The organism is Robinsoniella sp. (assembly GCF_034124845.1).
This window is the reverse complement of record NZ_JAWYAJ010000341.1, coordinates 1-20,131: the sequence shown is the minus strand read 5'-3', so window position 1 is coordinate 20,131 and position 20,131 is coordinate 1. Positions and strand designations below refer to the sequence as shown.

Below are 20,131 nucleotides of genomic sequence, written 5' to 3'. Positions count from 1 at the left end.
ATTGCAGGAGGTGAGGAATAACATGAAACAGAAAATGGACTTTAAAAAAATAACGAAGATGCGTCTGTTCATGCCGATTGTATGTCTGCTGGTCGTATTGCTTGTAAATGTAATTACAACCCCCAGCTTCTTTAAAATTTCTCTGAACAATGGTGTGCTGTACGGATATATCATCGATGTTATCAACCGTGCGTCAGAGCTTGTAATACTGGCAGTTGGTATGACATTAGTAACCGCAGCCAGCGGCGGACAGGATATCAGCGTGGGAGCAACCATGGCAGTGGCTGGTGCTGTATGCTGTCAGATCTTATCCGGTGGGGAAGTATCAACCAATACATTTCAGAATCCTCTGATTATTGCCATACTGGCAGCATTGGTTGTAGCAATGATCTGCGGTTCCTTTAATGGTTTTCTGGTTGCACATCTCAATATTCAGCCTATGGTTGCAACATTGATATTATATACAGCAGGTAGAGGTATTGCACAGCTAATTACCCAGGGACAGATTACTTATGTACGTGTGGAATCTTACAAGGTATTAGGCGGTTATATCGGAAAGTGTCCGATTCCAACGCCAATATTTATTGCAATTATTGTAATCATCATCATCAACCTGGTACTAAAGAAAACCGCGTTGGGATTATACATTGAATGTGTAGGAATCAATGGAGCGGCATCCCGCCTGGTGGGATTAAATTCTAAAATGATTAAGTTTCTAGCCTATGTGCTCTGCGGCCTGCTTGCCGGAATTGCCGGAATTGCAGCATCCAGCCGTATCTATTCTGCAGATGCAAACAATATCGGATTAAATCTGGAAATGGATGCAATTCTTGCAGTTGCCCTTGGCGGGAATATCTTAAGCGGCGGTAAATTCAGCCTTATGGGGTCTGTAATAGGTGCCTATACCATTCAGGCACTGACTACAACTCTTTATGCAATGAACGTATCTGCTGACCAGCTGCCGGTATACAAAGCCGTAGTAGTTGTAATTATCGTAACACTGCAGAGCGAAGTGTTCAAAAAATTCTTCAAAAACCTCACTGGTAAGAAGGACGCAAAAAAATTAGCCGCACAAGGAGGTAACCAGTAATGAAAAGTTTGAATAATAAGAAAAAACTGAATGGAAACAGTTTCCTCCTTATGATTACGATTCTGCTGTTTGTAATCATGTATGCCGCCGGTATGATTATTTTTAATGATAAAGGATTTGCAAAACCCCAGATGTTCTTAAACCTGTTTATCTCAAATGCCGGACTTCTGGTAATTGCTATGGGACAGACGATTGTAATGATCACCGGAGGAATTGATATTTCCGTAGGTTCTGTGACAGCGCTGGTGTGTATGGTAGCGGCAAACCAGATGGAAAATAATGGTGCAAGTGCCTATACTGCTGTTTTACTGGCACTGATGATCGGTCTGGCATATGGCGTGATTCAGGGATTTTTAATATCTTACCTGGATATCCAGCCGTTTATTGTTACACTGGCAGGTATGTTCTTTGGACGTGGTCTGACTGCCATCGTCAGCACCGACATGATTTCTATAAAAAATGAAGTGTTTTTAAATTGGGCAAATTTTAAAATAAACATGCCATTTGGAACTGTGAGTAAGAAAGGCGTCTTCCAGCCTGCGTATATTTATCCCACGGTGGTTATAGCCCTGATCATACTGGTAATTGTCATTATCATTATGAAATATACAAAATTCGGACGGAAGTTATATGCAATCGGAGGAAATCAGCAAAGCGCATTAATGATGGGAATTAATGTACGCAAGACGAAACTGTTTGCATACATATTGAATGGTCTTTTAGCAGGAATCGGTGGATTTTTATTCTGCCTCAACAGTTGTGCAGGATTTGTAGAGCAGGCAAAGGGATTGGAAATGGATGCTATTTCTTCAGCTGTTATTGGAGGTACACTGCTAAGCGGAGGTGTCGGTACCCCATTTGGAACCCTGTTTGGTGTACTGATTAAAGGCTCCATATCCAGTTTGATTACAACCCAGGGCACGCTGTCCAGCTGGTGGGTAAGAATCGTATTATCTGCATTGCTTTGTTTCTTCATCGTATTACAATCAATATTTGCCAGAATGAAATTGAAAAAATAAAGAAAATACAAAACTTTATAAATCAAAACATAAATAAAAGCAGGGCTGTCAATTTAAGCACAAACTTCTGTAATTAAGAGAAGATCTGATCACTAGAGCGTGTAAAAAAATTGCTTTCTGACATCTGTGCGTTTCAGTTTGTGGGAGATTTGTCCCGAATGAAGGGCGCGTAGCGGGCTACGCAACCTGAATCCGGGGCAAATATGCCGCAAAGTGGGGCGTGCAGATGGTGGGAATGAATTTTCAAACACGCTCTAGGTCAATCAGATCGTGAATTACCGGAATTTCGCTTTTTATGACTGCTCTTTTTTATAGAAAATATTGTATAAAAATACCACAATTATTTTTACGCTATTGCTTTTGATAGTTATTATAACGATAATATACTATGCTGTACCGTGAGTCACATCTGTAAATTTTGCAGAATTTTCAAACACGATTTGGGGAGTAGTATGGTCAATGGTGTGGAAATATGCTTAAGGACGGAGGACAATATGATTAAAGTATTTCTGGCAGAAGACGAAATGACGATTCGGGAAGGTATTAAAAAGAGGGTAAAGTGGGAAGAAAACGGCTTTCTCTTTTCCGGTGAGGCTGAGGATGGGGAAAAGGCACTTTCGATGATCCGAAAGATAAGGCCGGATATTCTCATTACCGATATAAAAATGCCTTTTATGGACGGGTTAGAATTATGCAAAGTGGTGAAAGAAGAGTTACCTGAGATGAAGATTCTTATTTTAAGCGGGTATGATGATTTTGCGTATGCAAAGCAGGCAATCAGGCTGGGGGTAGCAGAGTATCTCTTAAAGCCGGTCACCTGCGCGAGACTGCTTCAGTCACTGTTGGAAATGAAGGAGGAATTTGAACAGGAGCGGGCACAGAGGCAGTTCCTGGAACAATACGAGAGGGAAACACAAAAAGATTTTGAAATTTTAAAATATCAATTCTATCATGAACTGGTAAGCGGTAAGATCACTGCTGCCCAGCTTAAGCAGAGAGGAGAAGTCTTGGGGATTGAGCTGGATGCAGGAGCTTATAATTTTTTACTATATAAAATCTCGGCCTCCAGTTATGATGAACGTATGGATTACCGGCAGGATTATATGGAGGCGGAAGAATTTCTGGTAGAGACATTTGAGAAAGATAAAAGCTTAATTTATTTTGATCATATAGCGGAAGGATCTGCACTGTTAATTACAGGAAAGACGTCAAAGGAAATAGATCAGACAATTTCAAAATGCATCCGGACGATTTCGAAGAAAACGGATGAAACACAAAATCTCATTTACTTTATCGGTATTGGAAAAACAATAACCGATCTGAAAGATATTCCCATTAGTTATCAATATGCAAACAGAGCATACACTTATCGTTTTCTCACTCCGGGAAATAAAGTTCTCTATGGTGATGACATTTACACCGGCAGCATGGAAGAAGACGAGGCATTCAGTCTGAAGAATATATCTGCGGATCATACAGACAGTAAGGTTGCATTGAATTTCCTGAAAAGCGGCTTGAAGAGTGACATTGAACTATTTGTACAAAAATTTATTCGGAGTCTGGGAGAGAGTAATATGAATTCTTTAATGTTCCGTCAGTATATTGTCTTGGATGTGAATCTGCAGATTATTCAGTTTTTAGAAAGCATTGGGCGCAGCCGGGAAGACCTGCAGAAGCGTTTTCCGGAATTTGGTGACATCATGATGTTCACCCATTCAATTGGCAAGACAAAGCAGTATATCATGCAGAGCTTTGAAACCTGTATGGACCTAAGGGAACTGGCGGCGGTCAATAAATATGCGGATATGGTGGAAAGCGCCAAAGAATTTATCCGCTCCCATTATAACGATGAGGACATCTCACTCAATACCACAGCGGCCTGGGTAAATGTAAGTCCCAACCATTTCAGCCGCATCTTCAGCCAGGAAACAGGAGTTACTTTTGTAGAATACCTGACTGATATTCGGATTGAACGGGCAAAAGAGCTGCTTCGATGCACGAATATCAGAATTTCAGATGTTGGTTATGAAGTTGGTTATAAGGATTCTCACTACTTTTATTATCTGTTTAAGAAGATGGAAGGATGTACGCCAAAGGATTACCGCGTTAAAGTACAACGAAAGGAGAATAAGTAAATGACATATTTTCGTACTTTTTTGATAAGAAAACCCATTGATCGTAAAAAATATTATTCTTATAATAAATACATGAGCAAAACATTTCGGGTCTGATCCAGAGAGATTCTTGATAGAATATCTGATAGGCCCTTTTTGTCAATTATAAAATAATATTTCGGGTTTTATCGGAATGGTCCAGATAAAAGCAGCAGAGGGAGAAAAGATACGGATGGGTTTGAAGGAAGTGGAGTCCCGGTTTGACAGATGTTCAATCAGAAGGAAGCTGATGATTCTCAGAAGCGGGATTATTATGCCATTTATTATATTAATTATTTGGATGATTCTGCTAATGGTTTCTTATAATGAGAAATACAGTGCGGTAATTAACAATATGGCGGCTGCTACGGAGTTTAACTCCGATTTCCGCAATGAACTGGATTATAAAATGTACCGGATTGTGGCAGGGGCTGTTACATTTGAACAAGTTAAACCTTATGAGGATATAAACGAGGCGAAGATTATTCTGGAAAAGTTAAAAGAGACTGCCACAACGGAAAACAGCGTGGACAGAATTGATGCAATTCTACGCCTGTTAAAACAGCTGCAAAATACAATGAAGTCCATTGAGAAGAATGAACCGGTACTGGGCAGGAAAGACAATACGGAGATATTGGACAAAGATATCTACCAGTTTACAGAATTGGTAGATGAAAAAATGTCAGATTACATCCGATATGAAGCGGAACATGCGAAAGTGGTAAAAACAGAACTGGAAGTTCAGATAAGGACATCTATTCAATATTGTGTTATTATTGGAGTAGCTATCATATTCTTGGTGCTGCTTCTTACAAACCGGATATCTAAAAGTATTGAACGTCCGGTCCGGGAATTATGTGACAGTACCAAAGAGGTTGCCAAAGGGAATTTTAATATCCAGGTACGGATTGATCCTATGGAAGAGATGGAGGTACTTGGAAACAGCTTTAACAGTATGGTTAAGAAAATCGGAAGCCTGGTAGAAGATGTCCGCAATGAACAGATCCATCTGAGGAAGACGGAACTGAAGTTACTGCAGGCGCAGATTAATCCCCATTTTCTGTATAATACCCTGGATACTATCATTTGGCTTGCAGAAGATGAGCAAAATGAGCAGGTAGTCCAGATGGTGGATCAGCTGTCCATTTTCTTTCGTACTACATTAAGCAAGGGACAGGAGTTTATTACCCTGGCAGAGGAAGAATCTCATGTAAGAAGTTATCTTATGATCCAGCAGTTCCGGTATCAGGATATTCTGGACTACGAAGTGGAGATGGATCAGGATATCAGATGCAATTATATTCTGAAGATCTGCCTCCAGCCAATTGTAGAGAATGCCCTTTATCACGGGATTAAGAACAAAAGAGGAAAAGGAAAGCTCAGTGTAAAAGGATACCGGATCGGAGACTATATTCACTTTTCTGTAAAGGATACCGGACGGGGAATGAGTCCGGAAGAATTAACCAGCCTGGAAAATGAGTTAAAAGGAGAGAAGCTGTCTGACAGTAAAAAGGGCTTTGGTCTTTTAAATGTAAATGAGCGGCTGAGTCTGATTTATGGAGAGGAGTGTAAAATACATATCACCAGTGAATATGGTGTTGGAACGGAGGTTTACTTTAAGATACCTGTCTGCAACAAAGTAGTAGAATAGGAAAAGGGAGATTTACTATGATAAAAGTTTTTATAGTGGAAGATGAAACCGTCATCCGGGAAGGAATCAAACGCAGAATAGATTGGGAAGCGAATGGATTGTGCCTGGTGGGCGAGGCCGGTGACGGGGAACTGGCATACCCTATGATACAGGAAACAAAACCGGATCTGCTTATCACGGACATTATGATGCCGTTTATGGATGGACTGGAACTGAGTGAACTGGTGAAAAAAGAGATGCCCCAGATCAAAATAATTATTATCAGCGGATTTGAACACTTTGTTTATGCCAACCGTGCGCTTAAAATCGGAATAGTAGATTATCTGTCAAAACCGGTGGATGCGAGAAAGCTTCTGAATATTATGATTCAGGTAAAAGAGCAGATCGAAAGGGAAAAACAGAAGAGAAAATATATTGAACTTTATGAATTGGAACGTGAGAAGAAAAGAATTCTGAAAAAGAATCAATTGTTTAATGACATGATCACAGACAAGTGTTCCGTATCTGAAATTATATCCAGAGGAATGGAGCTTCAGATTGATCTGGCGGCAAAGGCATACAATATAATTCTCTTCCAGTTCTGGCAGGAAAAAACAGAGGTACAGACGAACATAACCGAACATGCATTGATGGACAAGATAGCAGATAAGCTGGAGAGAGGTAAGTACAAGGCAGTATATTTTAACCGGGAATCAGAAGGAGGAGCGGTTCTTGTCAAGGGAAAAGACCGGGATGAGTTGAATTGCACCGTAAACAATATCCTGGAGATTTTGGATCAGGTTACCCAGACGTGGACGGGATACCGGTATTTCGCCGGTGTGGGACAGTGCTTTGCAAGGCTGGGAGACATAACAAAATGCTATTATCAGGCGAATAAGGCATTTGCTTACCGTCTTTTTGACCAGTCTAAGAAGGTAGTATATAGCGCTGAACTTCCGGATATAGATCGGGATCAGGGTCTGCAGATTAATATGGATGAGATTGACATGGGGAAGATGGACAAGGATACCCTGGAGGATTTTCTGAAAAACGGGTCGGGGCAGGAAGCAGCAGAATTCATAGACAACTATATTGAAAGCATAGGAAAAGCAAACATGGAATCTATGATCTTTCGGCAGTATATTGTGCTGGATACAAATTTTGCGGCACTGCGCTTTTTGAAGAAGATCGGAAATAAAGAAGAAACGCTGAAAGAGCATCATACAAAAGTAGGGGATCTTCTCGCCAATATCAGTTCCAGAGAGCTGACCAGAAATTATCTGATTAAGATTCTGGAACTTTGTATTGAAACCCGGGATAAAATGTCTAAAAGCCGTCTGGAAGGATGGATTGAGGATGCGAAAGATTATATCAATGAGCACTATGGGGATGAAAAAATTTCGCTGAATGCAGTTGCAGCTTATGTAAATGTAAGCCCAAATCATTTCAGCAGAGTTTTCAGACAGGTGGAAGGAAAGACTTTTGTGGAATACCTGACGAAAACCAGACTTAATAAGGCGAAAGAGATGCTCAGGTGCAGCAGCATGAAGACATCGGATATAGGCAGCAGGCTGGGGTACCGGGATGCGCATTATTTTTATTACATATTTAAAAAAGAAGTGGGATGCACTCCGAAAGATTATCGAATGAAAAGTGTTGTATAAACAGAGTTGTAAAATAGGATCGGTAGGAAAATGGAAAAGAAGAAAATATGGATACTTTGTATTACAATAGCAAGCATGCTCCTGGCAGGGTGTTCGATGACAACGAATCACAGAGAGACAATATCTGCGGAAGAAAAGAACCTGATAACAGTGGGATTTGCCCAGATCGGGGCGGAATCTGACTGGAGAATTGCCAATACGGAATCGATGAAAGAAGCGCTTAGTGTGGAAAATGGTTTTCGTCTCCTGATATCCGATGCACAGCAAAAGCAGCAGAATCAGACAAAAGCGGTTCGGGATTTCATCTCCCAGGAAGTAGACGTCATTGTAATTGCACCTGTTACAGAAGACGGATGGGAAACGGTACTGGAAGAAGCTAGAGATGCAGGCATTCCGGTAATTGTTGTAGACCGGATGATTAATGTCACGGATGATTCCCTGTATACGTGCTGGGTCGGATCTGATTTTGAAAAAGAGGGCAGAGATGCGGCGGACTGGCTGGTAAATTATATGGAAACACGTGATGAGGGCAGCGGCGGCAAGCATCAGATTGCCATATTGAAAGGAACCATCGGGTCCACTGCCGAAATAGGCCGCACAAAAGGATTTAACGAAGCCATCAAAAAATACACGAACTATGAGATTGTGTCGGAGCAGCTGGGAGATTTTATACAGACAAAGGGCAAAAAAGCAATGGAATACTGCCTTCAGAAGTATCCGGACATTGATGTAGTGATAGCCCAGAATGACAATATGGCATTTGGAGCCATGGAAGCCATTGAAGAAATCGGGAAAAAGCCTGGACAAGATATTGTGATTGTATCATTTGATGCAGTCAAAGCAGCATTTGAGGCGATGATCGAAGGAAAATTAAATGTTTCCATAGAATGCAATCCTCTGCATGGTCCCCGGGTGGCAGAAATTGCGAAAAAAATTATGAGCGGGGAATCAGTAGATAAGCTTCAGTATGTGGAAGAGGGGATTTATCCTGCAGAGACAGCGGCAAAGGAACTTCCCAACCGGAAATATTAGAGGGTGGATAAAAACTGCTTTCTGGCAGATGGGGATTATGCCCCGCCATGAGTAGCGGGGTTTTGTCATTAACAGGATTTGCTGCCTGGTTTTAAAATAGAATTACGAGAGTCTGCGGTACGTAAAACCGCAGGCTTTTTCTTTGTTTCAACAGGTAAAAAATAAATTTTAGAAAAGATGTTGACAAACTATACTGTAACCATTATAATTACAGTATAAATGAAACTAAAAAAGTTACAGATAAGAAATTATGATCTATATATCTCAATAGACAGAGGAGGCAACTATGGGTGTTCAAAGGAAATCAAAGAAAAGATTTATAAAACCTCTCATTTTTATAGCAGGAGGCATAGCTGCCGGATACTTATATTACTGGCAGATTGGGTGTATCAGCGGAACCTGTGCCATAACTTCAGACCCTGCCAAGAGTATGGTCTTTGGAGGAATCATTGGATTGATTCTGGCAGTAGGATTCTGGGAACCGGCATCAAAGGAGAAAAAGCCTGTTGAGCATACAATTGAGGATGACAGGAAATAAATGAAACTTGCATAACAAATAGCAAGTACAGGAAAGTGGTAACAAAAATGAAATAAGAATAAGCAATTTACAAATAAAAAGAGATAAAACATCAGATGAAACATCAGATATAACATCAGATAAAACATCAGATATAACATCAGATAAAACAGAAAACGGAGGAAATACAAATGGCAGGAACATTGTTAACAAAGGAAAACTTTAATAGAGAAATAGAAGAAAGCAAGATTACCGTAGTGGATTTCTGGGCGCCATGGTGCGGTTATTGCATCAGGATAGCACCGTCGGTAGATCAGATAGCCGAAACTTATCAAGATGACATCAAAGTAGGCAAGATTAATATTGATGATGAACCGGATCTGGCAGAGCAGTTTGACGTTATGACCATTCCGACCCTGATTGCGTTTCAAAATGGAAAAGCAGTTGGCGAACCCCTGGTAGCACCCACCGCAAAGTCTCAGATAGTAGGCTGGATGCAGGAACTGGGAATTACGGGAGAGTAGGAGAGGAGAAAACGTCATGGAACAGAAGATATCAGATGTGATTATTATTGGCGGCGGACCGGGTGGATATACAGCGGCTTTATACAGTGCGAGAGCAAATTTAAAGACAATGGTTATTGAGAAGCTTTCCGCTGGCGGACAGATGGCGACAACCAGCCAGGTAGATAATTATCCGGGGTTTGAAGAAGGTGTAAATGGATTTGAACTGGGAGAAAAGATGCGCCAGGGGGCAGAACGCTTTGGGGTGGAATCCTTATTTGCTGAAGTGGAATCCGTGGATTTAAGTGCACATCCAAAAGTAATCCATACCAGTGATGGAGATTACTTCGCCAGGACAGTTATTCTGGCAACGGGAGCAAATCCCCGGGAAATGGGACTGGAAGAGGAACAGAAACTAAAGGGCAGGGGCGTCGCATATTGCGCTACCTGTGATGGAATGTTCTACCGCAATAAAACAGTTGTGGTAGTTGGCGGAGGCAATACTGCTGTTGCGGATGCACTGTTTTTATCCAAGATCTGTAACAAAGTCTATCTTGTTCACCGCAGAGACCGGTTAAGAGCATCCAAAAGTTATATGTCAGCTTTGCAACAGAGTTTAAACATTGAATTTATCTGGAATGCTAAGGTAAAGGAAATCCTTCACGATAAAAAGGTGACCGGTGTAGTGACAGAAGATATCGAAAGTGGAGATACCATCAAAGTCGCATGTGACGGTGTATTTGTTGCGATAGGAAGAATTCCCAATACAGACTTGTTTAAAGGTCAGCTTGAGCTGGATGAAGGCGGATACATTGTGGCTGATGAGACCACAAAAACAAATCTGCCGGGTGTATTTGCGGTAGGTGACGTAAGGACGAAACCCCTCCGGCAAATTGTAACAGCAACGGCGGATGGAGCTGTGGCTTCTAAATTTGCAGAAGAATATATTGATATGCTTTCTGAATAGAGTTTCTTGTCAAATTTGTACATCCGGTATATAATATGAATATATCCAAGAAAGGGATTATCCTTTTAAAATCAAGGACTTTTCGGGAATATCGAATACTATATTACAAATGAGGCAGGTATAATGAATCGAATTGGAAAAAGAATACAAAGGTGCAGAGAAGAAAGAGGCATGAAGCAGGAAGAACTGGCAGAAAGGACAGGGCTTAGCAGCAGCTACATGAGCGCCATTGAACGAGGCGTAAAAGTACCGCGTCTGGAAACTTTTGTACGGATAGCAAATGCGCTGGAGGTGACCTCAGACATGCTGTTAGCAGATGTTCTAGACAGAGGTGCAGAAATCAAAGCTTCCGCTTTTGTAGATATCATGAAAGAACTGGAGCCAAAAGAGCAGGATAGAATCTTCCATGTAATTGAGGTTCTGGTAAAGGACGCAAAGCAGTAAAACCTTACTTGTTCGATGATGAGAAATAAAAAAGAATAGGATGTTAGCAAGCAGCAGATAAAACCAAAGATATGGTTTTGTCTGCTGCTTTTTTTTACAAAATAATAGAAAAAAATATGAATTTCGCACCTGTTTCGACAGACTTCGACATACCAGATGTGTTATACTAACTCTATTAGAACTACTCACACACTATTAGAATCACAAAGGAGATAAACGTATGAAGAGATGGTTACAGAATATTCAAAAGAATTGGTACAAGTACGCAATGGAAGCAGATTGTAAAAAGCTGGAGCGGCTGATTGAAGAGGGACGTAATCTAACGTCAGACGAAATTTTAGAGGCCAGCAGAAAAGTAGATGGGCATATGAATCGGTTTGCTGAGATAAAGGAATGTATGGAACAGCATACTACGTATTGAGTTAAGCAACGGGAAATAGTATCTGAATGATGATAACATTGCGTAAATTGAGAATTTGTTTTTATGATAAATGCCAGAGACTGGGGCATGAACAGGTCTCTGGCATTTTTGCGTGCAAAAACAAGATATATTATCAAAAAAAATATTGGAAACGTTTCTGAAGTTAGAAAAAAATAATAAAAATTATAAAATAAAAAAACTATAGTACGTTTGAAAATTATAAAGTTGCATTATGTTGATGATAATTTTAAAAATATAAGTAAAAGAAAAAAATATCATACTTTTGTCAAAAAATATCGAACGCATTTCTTTTTAGAGTTTGATAGAATAAGATAATGAAACAGTTTGGATGTATATATAACTTAATTTTTTTAAATACAATAAATTTAAAAAAATAGTTTTTAAAAAAATAAATATGTAATTAATTGTTTTAGGGAAAATTACAATAGGAGCGAAATGTTACTGAGAAATGAGATTGTTTCCGTAGACGTGTATGAAGTTGCATGGCTGTGTTAACAAATATTGGGATTTGAGGAATCCAGGTGAGGCAGGCTGCCATTTCTGCCGTTGCAGAATGTTCCTGGGGGCTTTTTAAATTCTGATGCAAAAATAAAAGTCAGGGGGTGGCGTACAGTACAGGAATAACAGGATTTAGCAATCATTAACTTTGTGTTGTTCAATGGAGAAGGGAGAACTTATGTTAAGAAAAAGCACAAAAAGTTTACGTAGAAAAAGAACGAATATGATTGTTTCATTACTTATTATTTTATCCATGATCGGCAGTGTAGTGTTACCGGCAGCCGCTTCACCTGTTACAGAGGCTGCATCTGTTCCGCAGGATATGGAAAGGCTGGATCCTTACGGAGCGGAAGACGGTAATATTGCACTTTCCGCAAAAGTGGAAGCGCCATATGCCAACGGGGGGTCAGTGGCGGCTAATGTAAACAACGGAAAAACTTGCAAGCGGCAATACCGGGACCGTATGGAACACATGGGGCACACAGTATGGAAATCCGGATAATCCCCTTTGGATTCAATACACCTGGGATCAGCCCCAAGTGGTAGAATCTATGAGAGTTATGTGGTGGATTTACACAGATGGTGGAGTCCGCTGGGCAAGGGACTGTAACCTTCAGTATTTAGAAAACGATGAGTGGGTTGACTACGGTCCGGTTGGTACCGATGGCAATTCGGCCACATTTACCGGTGAGGGCGGAGCAGAAGCCAATAAGCCCTGGCCGTCACCGAAACGCTGGGGAACCAATACCAAATGGAATGTAGTTACTTTGGACACCCCAATTATTACAAAAAGCGTGCGGTTAAATATAACGGCAGAGAGAAATTCCGGCACAGCACCCGGTATCGGGATAAGTGAATGGGAAGTATTTGGCTATGTGGATCCTGCTGTAGCAGATTTGGCTGAGATCCAGGAAGATTTCCTGATGGAACTTCTAAATGATGTTGCGCTACCCACAACAGGATCTAACGGCAGTACCATTACCTGGTCCGAATCAACTAATCCTGCTTTGGGCAATGATGGTAAAGTCACCCGACCGGCAAACGGAGAACCGGATGCCACAGGCCAGATCACAGCTACTGCAGTGAATGGGGATTACAGTGCGGTAAAGCAATTTGAATTCTCTGTATTTGCTGCAATGGATGATGAAAAAATAGCACAAACCGATTTAGATGCGATTGATATTGGTAATGTATCCAACAGAACGACTAACTTCACATTCCCACAGGAAGGAAGATTTGGTGCTGTATTTACATGGGATACGGAAAACTCCCAATATTTGTGGACAGACGGCAACGTGCTCAGACCACCTTCAGGACAGGGAGATGCAACGGTTAAATTGACGGCTACTGCTGTATTTGGGGCAGCATCCTTAACGCGTGAATGGGAAGTAACGATTCCGGCATATCCGGGAGCAGGCAAATCGATTGTATCCTGTGAGCCGCTTAGTATTGAATGCCCGGTGGGCAATGCTCCTAAGTTACCGAACTTTGTAAAGGTTCTTTACAGCAATGGGGAATCCGAGCAGCGCAGAGTCAGCTGGGAAGGATATACCACGGCAGCTCAGACTGCACAGGCAGAATATCCGGTTGGGCATATCTATACCTTAAACGGAAACGTACTTGGGGATAATGCAATTACAAACGGATACCAGGTTACTGCGGAAATCACAGTTGTGGAAGGGGAGACTGTTGTACCGTCTAACAATCCACTTGCAGAAACTTTGCCATTAAACGAAGTTACCCTTGAAAATGATCCTGATGGAGAGGCTAACAGACTGACGTTAAACAGAGACAATCAGATCGAATATATACTGGGTGTAGATGTGACCCGTATGCTTTATAACTACAGAGAGACTTTCGGGCTTAGTACAGAGGGCTATGCTGCACCAGGCGGCTGGGATTCCAGAACAACCAAACTCAAAGGCCATGGATATGGACATTATCTGTCCGGACTTGCATTTGCTTATGCCTCCGGTGCAACCGATGAGGAAAAGACCCAGCTTATGAGCAGAATGAAAAGAATGACAGATGAAATGCGTGAAATGCAGGAGATGACATTTGTCAAACTTCCTACGGAAGACAGATACCGGGAAGCACGTGATCGTTATGCAACGGATGATGAAGTAAGAGCAATGACAAACGTCCGCTTAATGGATGATGCGACTGCGCCAAGAGATCCTTCCCTGTTTGGTTACGGATATATCAATGCAATCCAGCCGGAGCATCTTATCCTCATCGAGAACTATGCTCCTTATGATGGAAATATGGATAACTACGGTGTATGGGCTCCATATTATTCCCTGCATAAACAGCTTGCAGGCCTTGTGGACATCTATTACGCCCTGGATGGAGGAAGTGCAGATGAGCAGGCAGTAGCCGACAAAGCCCTTGCAATTGCAAAAGATATGGGTATGTGGGTATGGAACAGACTTCATTACTGTACAAAAGAAGGCACACGTCCCGATGCAAATTCACCTGGTTTCCGTGACAGTATGTGGGCTTTATACATTGCCGGAGAATATGGCGGTGTAAATGAAACATTGGCAAGACTTTCCGATATTATGAAATCACAGGGGAATGAAGATGAGGCAGCTAAATTGCTGGAAGCATCCATGTGCTTTGATAACAATGGCGCCAGCAGTGATACCGGCAACATTCCGTTCTTCTCATCACTGGCTGATAACAGGGATTCTATCAGAACCTTACATTGTAACCAGCATATTCCTCAGATCATTGGCGCACTTTGGAACTTTAAAGGCAGCAACGATGCGAAATATTATAATATCGCTGAAAACTTCTGGGATTATATTATCGGACGATATTCCTTCACCATCGGTGGTGTAGGAGGCAATAACAGTAATGAAGAGAAATTTGCAGGAACCTATAATCAGATTGGGGTTGTGAATACCAATAACTCGGACAAAATCTGTGAGACCTGTGCAGCTTACAACATGCTTAAGCTGACCAAGGACCTTAACACCTACAATCCGGACGATGCAAAGTATATGGATTATTACGAACGACTGCTTTACAACCAGATCATAGGATCCATTGTACCGGGAAGTAAATCCAACCAGGTATCCTACGGTTATTCCATTTATCCCAATACTACCAGAAAGAGAAGCACGGGAAATGCCACTAATCCCGGCAATACCTGCTGTTCCGGTTCTGGTACAGAGAATCATGTTAAATATCAGGAAGCAGCTTATTTCACCTCAGCAGACAAACAAACATTTTATGTTGGTCTGTATATGCCTACCACTGCGAAATGGGAAGAACAGGATATAACGATTCAGCAGTCCTGTGTGTTCCCAGCTCAGGAATCTACCTTTACGGTAACACCAGGTGCAGGCACAGGAGAATTTGAAATGAAATTCCGTGTTCCTTTCTGGGCAACAAAAGACTTCGATATCACGCTGAATGGAACTTCTCTGGCTGAAAGCTATGAGCCAAGTTCTTATGTTACAACAGGTGTAAGAGCCTGGTCATCTGAGGATACAATCGTGGTAACCATGCCATTTGGCTTTAATGTGGATTATCTGCCAGGAAAATGTGACTCAGAATGGTACGGTTCCCTTATGAATGGCCCTCTGGTTATGGCTGCAACAGATGTGAAAGACCTATCCAGAGTAGAGCTTGATTCCTATCTTTCAACAGGAGAAGGAACAAACGTGGTCATGAATGCACCGGAAACAATGACAGGCGGCACAACAGGAGAAGCTCCAACCCGCAACGTACCAAGTTTAAGTGTAAATGTCATACCGGGAACCTCCGGAGGGGAAGCATCCGTGAAAACTTTTGTTCCCCACTATTTTGCAGGACTTCCTGCTTATACAACTTACTTTTATATTCCTGCATCCGATGAAAATGCAGGCGTTGACAAAACACCTCTGTTCAACAAGATCACGGAAGTTACAGACAGAATCAGATCCGGTATGTATACAGAGGAAAGTGTGGAAGCAATCAATGAAATACTGGCGGCGGCAGCAGCGGTATACCAAAGTGCAGATACAACAGCAGACCAGCTGGAAAGTACAATCACATCCCTTGAGGAAGCGATTGACAATTTGGTTGCAGTTCCGGTAGACATTTCAAAACTTGTGGAAAAATTAAGTGAAGCCACAGCTTTGGATGAAACGGATTATACACCGGAAAGCTTTGCAGACCTGAGCAGTAAAATAAAAGATGCCCAAGATTACAAAAATGGTAATGTTTATACGGATCAGGAAACAGCAGATTATATTTTTGCAATTGATTCTGCAGTGAAAGCACTGGTATTGCTGGACAGAACAGCTTTGGAAGAGGCTCTGAACACGGCAAAAGAAAAAGTAAATCCGCCAAACACGGACAAAAAGTCATGGGCAGAGCATGAGTATACCGTGTATACCCGTAAATCATGGAATAATTTTAAGGCTGTAGAAGTGGATTCCCAGAAAGTAAACAACAACGATCCAAAAGTTCCCGCCCAGATCGAGATCGACAATGCAGCAGAAGCTTTAAACAGAGCAATGGATGCATTGCTGCCGTTCAATCTGTGTGATGAACGGGAACCGCTGGAAACTGCTATTGAGGAAGCAAAAGCATACAAAAATGATCCTAAAAAATATACAGAGGAAAGCTTTGCAGCACTTCAAAGTGCAATTGTGATAGCGGAAGAACGAGTAGAATATGCAAGTCTCACATTCCCAGAGCGTGACGGTGTTATCAACGATCTGAAAAAGGCTATAGAAGGTTTGAATGATGAAGCCACACAAGTTGTGGAAGAGGCTAAAAAAGCAGCCATCAAAGCAGCGGAAGAGGCTAAGGAAGCAGCAGACGCGGCTAATGCAGATGCTATAAAGGCAAAAGCAGATGCAGAGGCGGCAGCAAGTTCAGCAGGAACAGCGACTGCCGAAGCGGCAAAGGCAGCAGACGAAGCAGTGAAAGCAAAAGCAGAGGCAGATAAAGCCAAAACTGAGGCGGACAGAGCAAAAACAGAAGCGGATAAGGCATTGGCGGAGTCAGGAAAATCAGAGACAGCAAGGCTTGCAGCTGAAGCAGCTCAGAAGAAGGCAGAAGAAGCTCAGGCTAAGGCAGCAACAGCCCAGACTAATGTAGAAGCAGCCCAGAAAAAGGCAGAAGAAGCCAAAGGAAAGGCAGAAGCAGCCCAAAGTGCAGCAGAAACAGCGAAAAATGAAGCGAAAACGGCACAAACTGCAGCAGAAACCGCAGCGACAGCAGCAGACAAAGCCAAAAAGGCAGCAGAAACTGCAAAAGACGATGCGGTAGCAGCAAAAGCAGCAGCGGAAGCAGCAAGAGATACTGCAGTCAATGCGAAAAATGATGCTGCAGCAGCAAAGACAGCAGCGGAGTCAGCGAAAACAGTAGCAGAAGCCGCAAAGGCAGAAGCCATTGCAGCGAAAACAGCAGCGGAAGCCGCAAAAGCAGAAGCGATTGCAGCAAAAACAGCAGCAGAATCAGCCAAAGCAGATGCATTAGCAGCAAAAGCGGCAGCAGAAGCAGCCGCAAAAGCAGCGGCGGAATCGGCAGCAGAAGCTAAAAAAGCAAAAGAAGAAGCAGAAAGAGCAGCAGCGGATGCGGCACAAAAGAAGAAGGATGCAGAAGCAGCCAGAATTGCTGCAGAAAAAGCACAAATTGCAGCGGAAAGTGCAATGAAAGCGGCTCAGGCAGCTCAGGCGGCAGCAGATAAAGCAATTGCAGATGCCAGAAATAATGCGAAGAAGGATTCCAATGCATTAACATTAGTTGGCAGAAAAGCAAAGATCAAATCTACCAAGATCACCAAGGGCAAAATAAAGGTAACACTGACAAAAGATAAAGCAGCAACCGGTTATCAGATTCAATATTCCTTAAAGAAAACATTTAAGGGTAAACCGGTTACGAAAACTACAAAGAATACTTCTTATACACTCAAAGGCTTAAAGAGAAAGACATATTATGTAAGGGCCAGAGGATATACGACAAATTCTATGGGCAAAAAAGTCTATAGTAAATGGAGTACTGTAAAGACGGTGAAAGGGAAATAAGTATTGTGATCAGAATAAAATCAGTACAAAACGATTTTAATATTTTGACTTTGTAGCGTGCAATTTATGAGAGTCCCCCCGATGGATGAAAATCTGCCGGGGGGATATTCTGTGTACCTCCCCCCGCTGGCAAATTTATTTTAGGAATTTAATTTCTGCTTCATTTACGAAATTTATGATTTTTAATCTGGTCTGAGTGTGTTAAGATAAATAAAGAGTAAACGGAAGGATCCTGTGAGCGGTAATAACAGTAAAGAGGAGGGAGTATTCAAAATGAAGAGTATAGTAAAGAACGAGCCATCTATTAAAAATCCAATTATTCAGGCTGTAAGAGGGCAGTTGGAGCAAAGAGCATCGTGGCTGTATCTGCTTTGTGATGAAGGCGGGAAGCGTGGACTGGAGTGGAAGGATTTTGGAAGTGCAGCAATTAAAAGGTGTGGATTAGCACAGGGAAAAGAATTAATAAAGACAGGCGGCACAGAAAGTTTGATTGGTTTGAGAAAAACGCTTTTTACCAAACCGGCACAGTGGGTATTTGAGATGAAGATCCGAAAAAGCACCGATCAGGTTCTGGCAATTGATTTTCATTACTGTCCCCTTGTGAAAGCATGGCAGAAGGCCGGGTGTACCGATAAAGAGATTGCCGATTTATGTGACATAGCCATGTGCGGTGATCATGGGATCGGGGAAGCTTATGGGGGAAAATTAAATCTATTAAAAAGTATTGCCAAGGGGGATGAGGTGTGCAGAGTGTATTATCATAAATAGTAAAGTTTGGAACAAAAAGCGTTTCAAACTACTTATTAAGGAATAGCACAAGCCAGTTTGCGCTATTCAGGAGGTATAAGTATGATTTTGTTATTTCCCCAATGCTTTTAGAAGGTGTCTTTCCTGAAAAAAGATCTGGATTTGCATTTTGTGCAAGCCGGATCTTTTTCATTTATAAATAGTCCAATAATTCACCATATGGATGGTATTACAGAGAATCGGATAATTTATCCTGTTTTTTTCTGTCTCGAAAAGAAATCTTACTTTCAGAGATCAGAAGTCCCGCTAATGTAAGCAGTGTACCGACAAGTGCCATGCCTGTAATTTTTTCCTGAAGGACGATTACGGAAGTGACAACAGTGATTACAGGAACCATATAGATATAGATGCTGGTATTTACGGCGCCCAGTATTTTAACTGCAAAATTCCATGTTACAAAGCAGAGTGCAGAGGCACCAAGCCCAAGGAATAAGATGTTAAACAGGTGAACCGGCTGGGTAAAACGATCCAGACCCAGGCGGAATGGAAAGATAAACAGGGCGGGAACCATAAACAGAATGCCATAAAAGAAAATCCTTCTGGTGGTCTGCACGGTGCCGTAGCCAAATGCACTGATTTTTTTTGTCAGGATGGAGTAGGCTGCCCATACAAATGCGGCAAGTATAGCCAGTATGTCTCCGGCAGGATTCAATTGCAGGTTTGAACTGCCGTTGAAACTGATCAGAAAAATGCCGCTGATGGCGGCTAAGAAACCAATAAAGAAATTTGGTTTCAGGGATTCGCCTTTCAAAAACCAATGTGAAAATAGGGCAGTGAAGAAAGGTGCGATGGAAATGATTACCCCCACGTTAGATGCCTGGGTATAGGTAAGTGCAATATTTTCCAAAAGAAAATATAGTGTTACACCGCATAATCCTGCTCCGGCAAACAGCCATTCCTGTTTCTTTTCCCGGGGGCGGAAACGCCTTGGCGAAATTAGAAACAGGGCAAGAAATCCAATGCTGAACCGAAAGAATAGAATTTCAATGGGAGTAAATGCCTTTAGGAGTACTTTTGTGGAAATAAAGGTGGTTCCCCAGATCAGTATAGTAAGCACTGCTGCGAGATGACCGGTGATATTTTTATTTTGATTCATAATATTCCTTTCCAGGTTCAGAAACTGTTCGCTCTGGGATTATCCTTAAATATATTTTGATATTGTTTTGGAGTGAGCCCGATGAAGTCTTTGAAAAAATTTGAAAAGTGACTTTGGTCCACAAACCCCGTCTGCATGGCTGCTTCAATGGGTTCTATGCCTTGTTCCAGTAATTTCTTGGCTTCATTCACCCGGACTGTTTCCAGATAACGATATGGCGTAATTCCTCTGAGCCTGGTAAAG

18 protein-coding genes are annotated in these 20,131 nt (G+C 41.8%); 15 read left to right on the top strand and 3 right to left on the bottom strand.

The features are described 5' to 3' along the window. Window positions 1-22: 22 nt before the first annotated feature. Window positions 23-1,090, top strand: a complete 1,068-nt coding sequence (locus ACH2DQ_RS17190) for an ABC transporter permease (protein WP_394911650.1) — start codon at window positions 23-25, stop codon at window positions 1,088-1,090. Continuing rightward, complete coding sequence (locus ACH2DQ_RS17185; protein ID WP_394911649.1) at window positions 1,090-2,109, top strand: sugar ABC transporter permease YjfF; 1,020 nt, start codon at window positions 1,090-1,092, stop codon at window positions 2,107-2,109. The genes ACH2DQ_RS17190 and ACH2DQ_RS17185 overlap by 1 nt, the downstream gene beginning before the upstream one ends. 133 nt (window positions 2,110-2,242) lie before the next feature. On the opposite strand, the gene ACH2DQ_RS17180 is transcribed toward ACH2DQ_RS17185, so the two are convergent. Then, a complete protein-coding gene (locus ACH2DQ_RS17180) occupies window positions 2,243-2,314 on the bottom strand; it encodes a DUF6783 domain-containing protein (protein ID WP_394911725.1) in 72 nt (23 codons plus the stop codon). Here ACH2DQ_RS17180 and ACH2DQ_RS17175 point away from each other — a divergent pair. From ACH2DQ_RS17175 to ACH2DQ_RS17115, 13 genes are all read left to right on the top strand, one after another. Beyond that, window positions 2,300-2,383: a DUF6783 domain-containing protein gene (locus ACH2DQ_RS17175; RefSeq protein WP_394911724.1), complete on the top strand. Its 84-nt coding sequence runs from the start codon at window positions 2,300-2,302 to the stop codon at window positions 2,381-2,383. The two genes, ACH2DQ_RS17180 and ACH2DQ_RS17175, sit on opposite strands and share 15 nt — an antisense overlap. 220 nt (window positions 2,384-2,603) lie before the next feature. Then, complete coding sequence (locus ACH2DQ_RS17170) at window positions 2,604-4,244, top strand: response regulator (protein ID WP_394911648.1); 1,641 nt, start codon at window positions 2,604-2,606, stop codon at window positions 4,242-4,244. A 211-nt stretch (window positions 4,245-4,455) separates the two neighbouring features. Beyond that, window positions 4,456-5,913, top strand: coding sequence for a sensor histidine kinase (locus tag ACH2DQ_RS17165; RefSeq protein ID WP_394911647.1), 1,458 nt, complete (start codon window positions 4,456-4,458; stop codon window positions 5,911-5,913). Window positions 5,914-5,930: 17 nt separating this feature from the next. After that, complete coding sequence (locus ACH2DQ_RS17160) at window positions 5,931-7,556, top strand: response regulator (protein ID WP_394911646.1); 1,626 nt, start codon at window positions 5,931-5,933, stop codon at window positions 7,554-7,556. A 30-nt stretch (window positions 7,557-7,586) separates the two neighbouring features. Beyond that, a complete protein-coding gene (locus tag ACH2DQ_RS17155) occupies window positions 7,587-8,588 on the top strand; it encodes an ABC transporter substrate-binding protein (protein WP_394911645.1) in 1,002 nt (333 codons plus the stop codon). A gap of 286 nt (window positions 8,589-8,874) precedes the next feature. After that, window positions 8,875-9,126 (top strand): DUF6132 family protein, encoded by a 252-nt coding sequence (locus ACH2DQ_RS17150; RefSeq protein ID WP_394911644.1) that lies wholly within the window; start codon window positions 8,875-8,877, stop codon window positions 9,124-9,126. Between the two features lie 170 nt (window positions 9,127-9,296). Then, entirely contained in the window at window positions 9,297-9,629 is a 333-nt protein-coding gene (locus ACH2DQ_RS17145; RefSeq protein ID WP_394911643.1) for a thioredoxin family protein, read from the top strand. A 16-nt stretch (window positions 9,630-9,645) separates the two neighbouring features. Beyond that, entirely contained in the window at window positions 9,646-10,575 is a 930-nt protein-coding gene (trxB, locus tag ACH2DQ_RS17140; RefSeq protein ID WP_394911642.1) for a thioredoxin-disulfide reductase, read from the top strand. Window positions 10,576-10,698: 123 nt separating this feature from the next. Beyond that, window positions 10,699-11,019: a helix-turn-helix domain-containing protein gene (locus tag ACH2DQ_RS17135; RefSeq protein WP_394911641.1), complete on the top strand. Its 321-nt coding sequence runs from the start codon at window positions 10,699-10,701 to the stop codon at window positions 11,017-11,019. A gap of 220 nt (window positions 11,020-11,239) precedes the next feature. Beyond that, window positions 11,240-11,440, top strand: a complete 201-nt coding sequence (locus tag ACH2DQ_RS17130; RefSeq protein WP_394911640.1) for a hypothetical protein — start codon at window positions 11,240-11,242, stop codon at window positions 11,438-11,440. Between the two features lie 697 nt (window positions 11,441-12,137). After that, window positions 12,138-12,461 (top strand): hypothetical protein, encoded by a 324-nt coding sequence (locus ACH2DQ_RS17125; RefSeq protein ID WP_395027565.1) that lies wholly within the window; start codon window positions 12,138-12,140, stop codon window positions 12,459-12,461. A gap of 49 nt (window positions 12,462-12,510) precedes the next feature. Next, window positions 12,511-17,985 carry a beta-L-arabinofuranosidase domain-containing protein gene (locus tag ACH2DQ_RS17120; RefSeq protein ID WP_395027563.1) on the top strand — a complete coding sequence of 1,825 codons (5,475 nt, stop codon included), beginning with the start codon at window positions 12,511-12,513 and terminating at the stop codon, window positions 17,983-17,985. Window positions 17,986-18,258: 273 nt separating this feature from the next. Then, complete coding sequence (locus ACH2DQ_RS17115; RefSeq protein ID WP_394911638.1) at window positions 18,259-18,753, top strand: L-2-amino-thiazoline-4-carboxylic acid hydrolase; 495 nt, start codon at window positions 18,259-18,261, stop codon at window positions 18,751-18,753. A gap of 208 nt (window positions 18,754-18,961) precedes the next feature. Here ACH2DQ_RS17115 and ACH2DQ_RS17110 read toward each other — a convergent pair whose 3' ends face one another. Together ACH2DQ_RS17110 and ACH2DQ_RS17105 are read right to left on the bottom strand one after the other, a co-directional pair. Beyond that, window positions 18,962-19,888, bottom strand: a complete 927-nt coding sequence (locus ACH2DQ_RS17110) for a DMT family transporter (protein WP_394911637.1) — start codon at window positions 19,886-19,888, stop codon at window positions 18,962-18,964. A gap of 17 nt (window positions 19,889-19,905) precedes the next feature. Beyond that, window positions 19,906-20,131: helix-turn-helix transcriptional regulator (locus ACH2DQ_RS17105; RefSeq protein WP_395027560.1), on the bottom strand; the 226-nt coding region annotated here is incomplete at its 5' end.